Annotated in this window: 6 protein-coding genes; 1 reads left to right on the top strand and 5 read right to left on the bottom strand. The window is 55.3% G+C overall.

Annotation, left to right across the window (positions count from 1 at the left end; all coding sequences use genetic code 11):
- Positions 1-41: 41 nt before the first annotated feature.
- From HALTITAN_RS07380 to metH, 4 genes are all read right to left on the bottom strand, one after another.
- Positions 42-590 (bottom strand): DUF934 domain-containing protein, encoded by a 549-nt coding sequence (locus HALTITAN_RS07380; RefSeq protein WP_039858512.1) that lies wholly within the window; start codon positions 588-590, stop codon positions 42-44.
- Positions 583-2,235 (bottom strand): nitrite/sulfite reductase, encoded by a 1,653-nt coding sequence (locus HALTITAN_RS07375; protein WP_039858510.1) that lies wholly within the window; start codon positions 2,233-2,235, stop codon positions 583-585. The genes HALTITAN_RS07380 and HALTITAN_RS07375 overlap by 8 nt, the downstream gene beginning before the upstream one ends.
- A 156-nt stretch (positions 2,236-2,391) precedes the next feature.
- Positions 2,392-3,717 carry an MATE family efflux transporter gene (locus HALTITAN_RS07370; protein ID WP_009286716.1) on the bottom strand — a complete coding sequence of 442 codons (1,326 nt, stop codon included), beginning with the start codon at positions 3,715-3,717 and terminating at the stop codon, positions 2,392-2,394.
- A 3-nt stretch (positions 3,718-3,720) separates the two neighbouring features.
- Positions 3,721-7,416: a methionine synthase gene (gene metH, locus HALTITAN_RS07365; RefSeq protein WP_039858507.1), complete on the bottom strand. Its 3,696-nt coding sequence runs from the start codon at positions 7,414-7,416 to the stop codon at positions 3,721-3,723.
- A 292-nt stretch (positions 7,417-7,708) separates the two neighbouring features.
- Between metH and nfuA the strand changes: the two genes are divergently transcribed.
- Positions 7,709-8,332: a Fe-S biogenesis protein NfuA gene (gene nfuA / locus HALTITAN_RS07360; RefSeq protein WP_039858505.1), complete on the top strand. Its 624-nt coding sequence runs from the start codon at positions 7,709-7,711 to the stop codon at positions 8,330-8,332.
- Between the two features lie 54 nt (positions 8,333-8,386).
- Here nfuA and HALTITAN_RS07355 read toward each other — a convergent pair whose 3' ends face one another.
- The gene (locus tag HALTITAN_RS07355) at positions 8,387-9,427 is read right to left on the bottom strand and encodes a DNA-binding protein (RefSeq protein WP_039858503.1); all 1,041 of its coding nucleotides are present in this window, start codon (positions 9,425-9,427) and stop codon (positions 8,387-8,389) included.
- Between the last annotated feature and the right edge of the window lie 133 nt (positions 9,428-9,560).

Below are 9,560 nucleotides of genomic sequence, written 5' to 3'. Positions count from 1 at the left end.
AGAAGCTGCCCTTTTGGGTTTATAACATTCACGCCCTGCGTCTACTTAGTATCGGCTAAACGGCGCTCAAACAGCGCCTGTCGCTCTTCAACATCGGGTTGGTAGCGAACGCTGATAAAACTTAGCGCGCGCAGGGCATCCTCGGGATGCTGGTCATCGCGCAGCGCCATGGCAGTAAAACCACAGCGGCGCATATACTCCAACTGATCCACCAGAACATCACCCACCGCGCGCACTTCGCCGCTATAGCCGTACCGCTCGCGTAGCAGGCGGGCGATGGTGTAACCCCGGCCATCCGTAAACGCAGGGAAATCAACTGCGATTGCGCTAGCACTACTCAGCTGTTGGCCTAACTCAACATTAAGCTCGGTATCGCTGGTGAGTAGCGGTGCCAGCTCAGCGTCGTCCTGATTAGCCTGCCACAATGCCAGCGGCACAAACGCTGGGCGCTGTTCGGGAAGGGCATCTGCATCGTAGGAAACACACCAAGCGTTTTCCGCCGCAAGCTCGCCATTGAAAATCAAGTGATCGACATGAACCGGTGTCTGTTCAACCGCTTCAGCTTGCGTCTCAGCTGTTTTATTAGGCATAGACACGCTCCTTAAAGGGTTTTAGGCCAATACGGCGGTAAGTATCCAAGAAGCGTTCGTCCTCATGGCGCTGTGACACATAGACTTCCAATACTTTTTCAACCACATCCGGCACGTCTGAGCGGAAAAAGGATGGGCCTAAAATCTTACCAAGCGAGGCATCGTCGGTGGAGTTGCCGCCAATCGATATCTGATAGAACTCTTCGCCTTTTTTATCCACGCCCAGGATGCCGATATGACCCACATGGTGGTGGCCACAAGCATTCATGCAGCCGGAGATATTCAGATCCAGCGGGCCAAGGTCATACAAGAAGTCGAGGTCTTCAAAACGTTCCTGCAGCGCCTGGGCAATGGGAATGGAGACCGCATTAGCCAAGCTGCAGTAGTCGCCTCCAGGGCAGCAGATAATGTCGTTGAGCGTGCCCACGGTGGGGTTCGCCATACCCAACGCTTCAAGCTCTTCCCACAGCGCTTCCAGTTCATCGACCGGTACGTCAGAAAGCACCAGGTTCTGTTCGTGGGTAACACGCACTTCACCAAAGCTGTAGCGATCGGCTAAATCTGCGACGGCTTCCATTTGGTCAGCGGTGACATCCCCAGGCGCGTGCTCGCGGCGTTTCAGTGACAGCGTTACGGCCTTATAGCCGGGCACTTTGTGGTCGGTCACGTTGTTGGTGACAAAGCGTGCGAAGCTGCGGTTTTCAGCGCGCAAGCGGTCAAAATCCTCGTTAGCGCTCTCTGCAACCGGGCGACGATCAGGCTCAGGGAAGTGAACTTTGGCTGCGTCGACGGCTGCTTGGTTAAGCGTTTGCGGGCCGTCTTTCAAATGCGCCCACTCTTCCTCGACCCGGCGACGGAATTCCTCAATGCCCAGGGCTTTTACCAGGATTTTAATCCGCGCCTTGAACTTGTTGTCCCGGCGACCAAACTGGTTGTATACCCGTACACAGGCTTCCAGGTAGGTGAGCAGATGCTGCCAGGGCAGATCTTCACGTACCACGTCTGCAATCATTGGAGTACGGCCAAGGCCGCCACCGGCTAGCACTTTAACACGCAGCTCGCCGTCGGCGTTGTGCCATAGGCGCAGGCCAATATCGTGTACTTGAATCGCCGCACGGTCTTGGGCCGCACCGCTGACCGCGATTTTAAACTTACGCGGCAGATAGGCGAATTCCGGGTGCAGAGTCGACCACTGGCGGATTAATTCGCACCAGGGACGTGGATCTTCCACTTCATCGTTGGCGATGCCGGCAAACTGGTCGCTGGTGGTGTTACGAATGCAGTTACCACTGGTTTGAATCGCGTGCATTTGTACTTTGGCGAGATCTGCCAAAATATCCGGCACGTCTTCAAGGGCAGGCCAGTTGAGCTGCAAATTTTGCCGGGTGGTAAAGTGGCCGTAGCCGCGGTCATAGCGGCGGGTGATCTCAGCCAGGGCACGCAGTTGGCTACCCGCCAGCATGCCGTAAGGAATCGCAATACGCAGCATAGGCGCATGGCGCTGAATATAGAGGCCGTTCTGCAACCGTAAAGGGCGAAACTCCTCTTCTCCCAAACGCCCAGCGCGGTAGCGTTCCATTTGGTCGCGGAACTGAGCGACACGCTCGTCAACCAGGGTTTGGTCGTGAATATCATAACGGTACATGTGGCACGATCCTGCTAAAAGCGAAATGGTCACGTTGAGACGGACGTTAATGTAGCGTCACCTTAACGCGGGCGTCATATTCTTCAAAAGAATATATAATTATCTTTTTATCTCTAAAAGCTATTTAGAATATCTATTATGAGTCAGGCAACCGGCTTATAAAGCAGGGGCCAGCCAGCGTCGTCGTTGCCATACCCATAAAAAGCCGGCTGAGTTTATCAACCGGTAGAGCAGTTGCATAAGCCAGATACCTAATAAGCCCTGGTTTAAACCAATCCCGACCCACCAGGCCAGGGGTAAAAAAAGTAGCCACTGCATCCCCAGGGTCAACATCATCACTGTGCGTTGAGCGCCCGCGCCCATTAAGGCCTGGGCGAGCACTAAAGCGGCGGCATCCAGCACAATCATCACGCCGGTTATCTGCAACGGGAGTTTACCCAGAGCCACTAGCTCGCTACTGCTGAAAAATATCCCAAGTACCTGTTCAGGTATCACTAACATCGGCAGCGCCAGCACAAGTAAAAGTAGCCATGCGACTCGCAGCGCATCCAGACCCCAGCGGTGGGCTTCGTGCTGAGCATCGCGGCCTAATGCCTCACCCACCAAGCTCATCGCCGCAACGCCAATCCCCACCCCCGGCAAAATTAGCAGCAGTGAAAGATTAATCAACACATGGCCAACCGCGACACTGGCCGTGCCTAGCTGGCTAAGTAACCAAATGAGTACCGCATAACCCGCTGCAAATAAAAACTGCTGCAAAGAGTGAGGAACGGCAAGTACCAAGGTCGTGCGCAGGGTGGCTAAGCAAGGTATGCGTGTCAAAAAATGCTGGATAGATGGGCTTTTTATGCTCACCCAACACCAAACAATCAAGCCAATAAACAGCGATAGTGTTGTACCAGCACCCGCACCGCTCGCGCCCATTTTGGGTAGCCCGGCGAATCCATAGATCAACCCCGCACTGGCCGCCACATTAATCAAGTGAACCGCCACGATGATACGCAAGTAGAGATGCGTTTGCTGCCGACCGTTCCAGTAGCCACGAAAGCAGAGCGTTAGCGCAATGGCCATTAGTGACACCACCCGCCAACGAAAATAGTCAATGGCGACGCTTTGAACATCATCGGCTTGGCTAATCAAACCAATCAGCAGCGGTGCTTGCCACCAAGCCCAGACGGACAGCGGCAGGCCAACCACAAGCCCAATCACCAGCCCCGAGTTAAGCGGATGGGCAATATCCGCGTGGGCAGCCCCCTCGCGCTGGGCGGTTTGTGACTGCACGCTGGAGGAGAGGCCAAACACAAGAGCACTGAGCATAAACATGGCGTAACCGCCCACGCCAACACCCGCAAGCGCTACCTCGCCTAAATGCCCCACCAGAACGGCATCGATCAAGTTAAGCATGCTCTGGGAGAGCATGCCCAACATGATCGGAAAAGCTAAGCGCATGACCTTGCCATGGCGACCGGGGACAAACAGCATTAATTAGCTCGGGTCGTAGGAGAGTACTGGTGAGAGCCAGCGCTCCATCTCCTCAAGGGGCATCTGTTTACGCTCGGCAATGGCCTCGACCTGATCCCGGGTAATCTTACCAGTGGAGAAGTATTTCGACTGGGGATGGGCAAAGTACCAGCCGGAAACCGCTGCCGCAGGCCACATGGCGAAGTTTTCGGTCAACGCCAAACCGGTATTTTCGGTGGCATCGAGCAACCGGAATAGCGTGGCTTTTTCGGTATGATCCGGGCAGGCAGGGTAGCCGGGGGCAGGGCGGATGCCCTGATACTTCTCAGCGATCAGGGCATCGTTGTCCAGCGTTTCTTCCGGTACATAGCCCCAAAACTCTTTGCGTACCCGTTCATGCATGCGCTCGGCAAAGGCCTCCGCAAGGCGATCCGTCAACGCCTGCACCATAATCGCATTGTAGTCGTCGCCTGCCGCCTCATAAGCTTTGGTGAGCTCATCGACACCGTGCCCGGTGGTGACCGCAAAGCCGCCAATCCAGTCGGCTTTGCCGCTCTCTTTGGGGGCAATAAAATCGGCCAGGCTGTAGCAGATACCGTCGCGGCCTTTGGTGGTCTGTTGACGGATATGGAAGAGACGTTCGACGACTTCGCTGCGTGACTCATCGGCGTACACCTCGATGACATCATCATCAACACTATTGGCGGGCCACAGGCCGATAACACCACGGGCCTGAACGCGCTTTTCATCGACCAGCTTGCGTAGCATCACTTTGGCGTCTTCAAACAGGTTGCGGGCTGCCTCGCCGACGACTTTGTCGTCGAGAATTTTGGGGTACTTGCCCGCTAGCTGCCAGCTCATAAAGAACGGCGTCCAGTCGATGCGTTCGATCAGTTCTTCCAGATCGTAATCATCGAAGGTTTTTAACCCCAACATATTGGGCTCGGCGGGGGTGTGGTTGTTCCAGTCGGTGCGAAAACGCCGCTTGCGCGCCTGAGTGTAGTCAAGATCCGCTGCTTTGGGGCGGCGCTTGGCGTTACGCTCGCGAACTTTTTCGTACTCTTCACGGATCTCGGCGACGTAAGGTGTTTTTAAAGCAGGCGTCAATAATTTGCCCGCTACGCCAACGGCCCGGGAGGCGTCGGTAACGTAAATTACCGGGTGTTCGTACTGCGGCTCGATTTTTACCGCGGTATGCGCTTTAGAGGTGGTGGCACCGCCAATCAGCAGCGGTAGATCCATACCCCTGCGCTGCATCTCTTTGGCAACGTGCACCATTTCATCCAGCGACGGGGTGATCAGCCCGGAAAGACCGATAATATCGGCGTTATGCTCCTTGGCTGCCTGCAGGATCTTGTCTGCGGCGACCATGACACCGAGATCGATCACCTCGTAGTTATTACACTGCAAGACCACACCAACGATATTTTTACCAATATCGTGGACATCGCCTTTGACCGTGGCCATGACGATCTTGCCTTTGGCTTTGGTCTCTTCGCTCTTCTCGGCTTCGATATAGGGGATTAAGTAGGCCACGGCCTGTTTCATGACACGCGCAGACTTAACTACCTGGGGCAGGAACATTTTGCCGTCGCCAAACAAATCGCCGACCACGTTCATGCCGTCCATCAGCGGGCCCTCGATCACTTCAATAGGGCGTTCGGCCTCGGCGCGGGCCTGTTCGGTGTCCTCCTCGATATACACCGTAATCCCTTTAACCAGCGCATGCTGAATACGCTTGTTCACCGGCCAGCTACGCCACTCAAGATCCTCTTTCTTAGCCGCGCCGCTACCGTCGCCTTTATACTTATCGGCAATATCCAGCAAACGCTCGGTGCCGTCGCTACGGCGATTGAGCACCACATCCTCTACTGCGTCGCGTAGCTCGGCGGGTAGGTCGTCATAAACGGCGAGCTGGCCCGCGTTGACGATACCCATGGAAAGGCCCGCGCGGATCGCATGATAAAGGAACGCCGAGTGAATCGCTTCGCGTACTGGGTTGTTGCCACGGAACGAGAACGAGACGTTAGACACACCACCCGAGATCATTGCGTGGGGCAGGTTTTCGCGAATCCACTGAGTCGCTTCGATAAAGTCGACCGCGTAGTTATTGTGCTCCTCAATACCCGTGGCAATAGCAAAGATATTAGGGTCGAAGATGATGTCTTCGGCGGGGAAGCCGATCTCATCGACCAACAGGCGATAGGCGCGCTGACAAATTTCGGTTTTGCGGGCAAAGGTGTCTGCCTGGCCTTCTTCGTCAAAGGCCATGACGACAATGGCAGCGCCAAAGCGGCGGCACTTGGTCGCCTGTTCGCGGAAGGCGGCTTCGCCCTCTTTAAGCGAGATGGAGTTCACCACCGCCTTGCCCTGGACACACTTGAGGCCCGCTTCGATAATCTCCCACTTGGAGGAGTCGATCATAATCGGCACACGGGCGATATCGGGCTCGCCGGCGATCAAGTTAAGGAAACGCTCCATGGCTTCCTTGGACTCGAGCATGCCCTCGTCCATATTGATATCGATGACCTGGGCGCCGTTTTCGACCTGCTCCAGGGCGACTTCCAGGGCGGTGGTGAAGTCCTCTTCTACTATCAGGCGCTTAAAGCGCGCCGAGCCGGTGACGTTGGTGCGCTCGCCGACGTTGACGAACAGCGAATCGGCTTCAATATTGAACGGCTCTAGACCGGATAAACGGCAGGCGCGGCTCCGCTCGGGAATCACTCGCGGCGGCATATCGCGCACGGAATCAGCAATCGCCCGGATATGCTCAGGCGTCGAGCCACAGCAGCCGCCGATAATATTCACCAACCCGCTGGCAGCAAACTCGCTGACAATCTCCGACATCTCTTCCGGCGTTTGGTCGTACTCACCAAACTCGTTGGGCAGGCCCGCATTGGGGTGGGCGGAGACAAAGGTATCGGCTTTGGTAGCGAGCTCTTCCAGGTAAGGACGTAGCTCCTCGGCACCCAAGGCACAGTTCAAGCCTACCGACAGCGGCTGAGCATGGCGTACCGAGTTCCAGAAGGCTTCGGTGGTTTGACCTGAAAGCGTACGCCCCGAGGCATCGGTAATGGTGCCGGAGATCATTACCGGCAAGCGCTCGCCGCGGTCATCGAACAGCTCTTCCAGGGCATAGATCGCGGCCTTGGCGTTAAGCGTATCGAAGATGGTTTCGATCATGATCAGATCGGCACCGCCTGCAATCAGCGCTTCAGCGGCTTCATAGTAGTTCTCACGCAGCTCATCGAAGGTGACGTTACGCTTGGCGGGATCATTCACATCCGGCGATAGCGACGCGGTGCGCGAGGTGGGGCCTAACACACCGGCAACATAGCGGGGCACGCCGGTTTCAGCGGCCACTGCGTCGCAGACCTCACGGGCTAGGCGCGCTGATTCACGGTTGAGTTCAACCACCAGCGATTCCATGCCGTAATCAGACTGTGACAGCTGAGTGCTATTAAAGGTGTTGGTCTCAATAATGTCGGCACCGGCTTCCAGGTAGTCACGGTGAATCCGCGTGACCACTTCGGGGCAGGTTAGCGCGAGCAGATCATTATTGCCTTTGAGATCCGAGGGCCAGTCGCTAAACCGTTCGCCGCGAAAATCTTCCTCGCTCAACTGGGCATTCTGCAGCATGGTTCCCATGCCGCCATCCAGAATCAGGATACGTTGGGCAAGGCGTTGGGTGAGGGTTGCGATCAAAGCACTATCAGCCATGGCAGGGGGAGTTCTCCAGCGTCACAGTCGTCAAAGGGGATGTTGTTATCGTCGGAAAAGCAGCATCTGTCGTTATAAGGCGCATAATGATAACAAAAGGGATGGCAAAAGGCGCCCCTACGGAGGCTATACGCAAGATAAGGAAAGATAATTAATAGTCGCTCGTAAAAAGAGCTGTTTAAAATAGCCGACTAAAACAGTCGGGATTGTGTCAGCGCGCTGTTTTGCTTACCATAGACACAAATGACATGTGAAGTGGCGCCGCCACTACCACGGGAGGAAGACAGCCCTCATGACCACGACTAGCGAAAAAGACACCAATGTCGATACCCAAGGTATTGATATTACAAACAGTGCGCAAGAATACTTGGCAGAGCTGCTGGAAAAGCAGAACGTTGAAGGTATTGCCGTACGCATTTTCATTACCCAGCCGGGCACACCCTACGCGGAAACCTGCCTGGCTTACTGTCGTCCTGGCGAAGAAGAACCCACCGACGTTCTGCTTGAGCTCGAGAAAATCAACGTCTTTCTCGATAAAAACAGCTTAGCGTTTTTGGAAGAGGCGGTGGTGGATTTCAACGCCGACCGCATGGGTGGCCAGCTAACTATCAAAGCGCCCAACGCCAAGATGCCCAAGGTAAATGCGGATAGCCCGCTGGAAGACCGTATCAATTATGTGCTTTACAGCGAGATCAATCCTGGGCTGGCGGCCCACGGTGGCGAAATCAAGCTGGTGGAACTCACCGAACAACAGTACGCGGTGTTGGCCTTTGGCGGCGGCTGCCAGGGTTGTGCTGCGGTTGACTTAACCCTGAAAGATGGCGTTGAGAAAACCCTGATGGAGCGCATTCCAGAGCTTGCCGGTATTCGCGACGTTACCGATCACAGTGATACCACCAACGCCTACTACCGCTAAATAAGCGATAGTATGGCTCAAAAGCCCAGCTTGAATCGCTGGGCTTTTTTACGTCTACTGGCCTGGCTCACTGCTCTGTTTTGAAAGCGCATCGGGGAGCGCCGTTAGCTGTGTTTGCAGCGCTTCCATACGGCTCCAAAGCTTCTCTTGCCACGCTTGCTGTAGCGCAGCTTCGCGCTCGGCATGCTGTTGAGATTGGCTGTTTAGCGCGGCTTTGGCCTCATCTAGCTGCTGGGTCAGCGCTTTCTCTTGCTTCTCCAATGCCGTCATTTTCAGCTTCTGCTCGCTTAGCTGTTGCTCGCGCTCACTGGCTTCCAGCTGTAGTTGATGCAGGGCCTGCTGCTTTGTCTTTAGCTCCTGACTCAATGTCTCAATGCGCTGCTCAGAGTGCTGCAGACGTTTATGGAAAGTCTTCTCTTCCTGGGCACGCGTCTGCTGAGCGCTATCCAGCATCGCCATCAGCCTTCCTTCGGCCGCCTCATGGCGCTGCTCCTCTTGTGCTAAACGCTGCTCCCACGCTACCTGCTGCTCGCTGAGGGCATTGCTATGCGCATCGCGCTGTGCATCTGCCTGGTTCTCTAGCTGCTGCTGTACCTGCTTCAGTTGAGTTACTTCTTCTTGCGCTGTTTCAGCTTTTTGATGCCAGTGATGTTCGCTGGTTTGGCTAGCGGCCAATTCCCGGTTTAACGCCTCCATGCGCTGCTCCATATGACGCAAGTGCTCTGCGAGGGCGCTTTCGCGTTGCTCGGCGTTAGCGGCCTGCTGTTTTGCATCTTCTGCGAGCTGATGTGCATCTGCAACCTGGCGATTGGCATCTTCGCGATAGTGAAGCAGCGTTTGATTCGCTACCTCCTGGGCCTCGCGCCATAACTCGCTGGCCATGGTCACCACGACTTCCGGCACACCCTTGGGCGGCGGCACGTCGCGATTTTGCTCCCGCTCACTGCGCCACAAGCGGAAGTGATCACTAATCGTCGTGAAGCTGCCGGTGCCCAGCACATCGCGAATACGCTGCACGCTGGGCGTGTCGCCCCGGGCCAACAGGGCATCAATGGCTTGTTGAACATCGCTGTACTGAATGCCGTTGCGGGCCATGAAATGATCCTTCCTTGAGAGCTTCTGTAACCACCATTGTCGGGACTTGTCGTATAAAAGGCAACAATTACGTATTATGTAATACGTAATTTTATTTATGATAATGTGCATAAATTCAAGATTACTCGTATTA

The organism is Vreelandella titanicae BH1, from assembly GCF_000336575.1.
In the GTDB taxonomy this organism is placed as follows: Bacteria; Pseudomonadota; Gammaproteobacteria; order Pseudomonadales; family Halomonadaceae; genus Vreelandella; species Vreelandella titanicae.
This window is presented reverse-complemented; position numbering and strand designations above follow the sequence as displayed.

Coding starts and splice junctions, on each gene's coding strand:
- HALTITAN_RS07380 (WP_039858512.1), bottom strand. CDS start 590: ATGCCTAATAAAACAGCTGAGACGCAAGCTGAAGCGGTTGAACAGACA.
- nfuA (WP_039858505.1), top strand. CDS start 7,709: ATGACCACGACTAGCGAAAAAGACACCAATGTCGATACCCAAGGTATT.
- HALTITAN_RS07375 (WP_039858510.1), bottom strand. CDS start 2,235: ATGTACCGTTATGATATTCACGACCAAACCCTGGTTGACGAGCGTGTC.
- HALTITAN_RS07355 (WP_039858503.1), bottom strand. CDS start 9,427: ATGGCCCGCAACGGCATTCAGTACAGCGATGTTCAACAAGCCATTGAT.
- HALTITAN_RS07370 (WP_009286716.1), bottom strand. CDS start 3,717: ATGCTGTTTGTCCCCGGTCGCCATGGCAAGGTCATGCGCTTAGCTTTT.
- metH (WP_039858507.1), bottom strand. CDS start 7,416: ATGGCTGATAGTGCTTTGATCGCAACCCTCACCCAACGCCTTGCCCAA.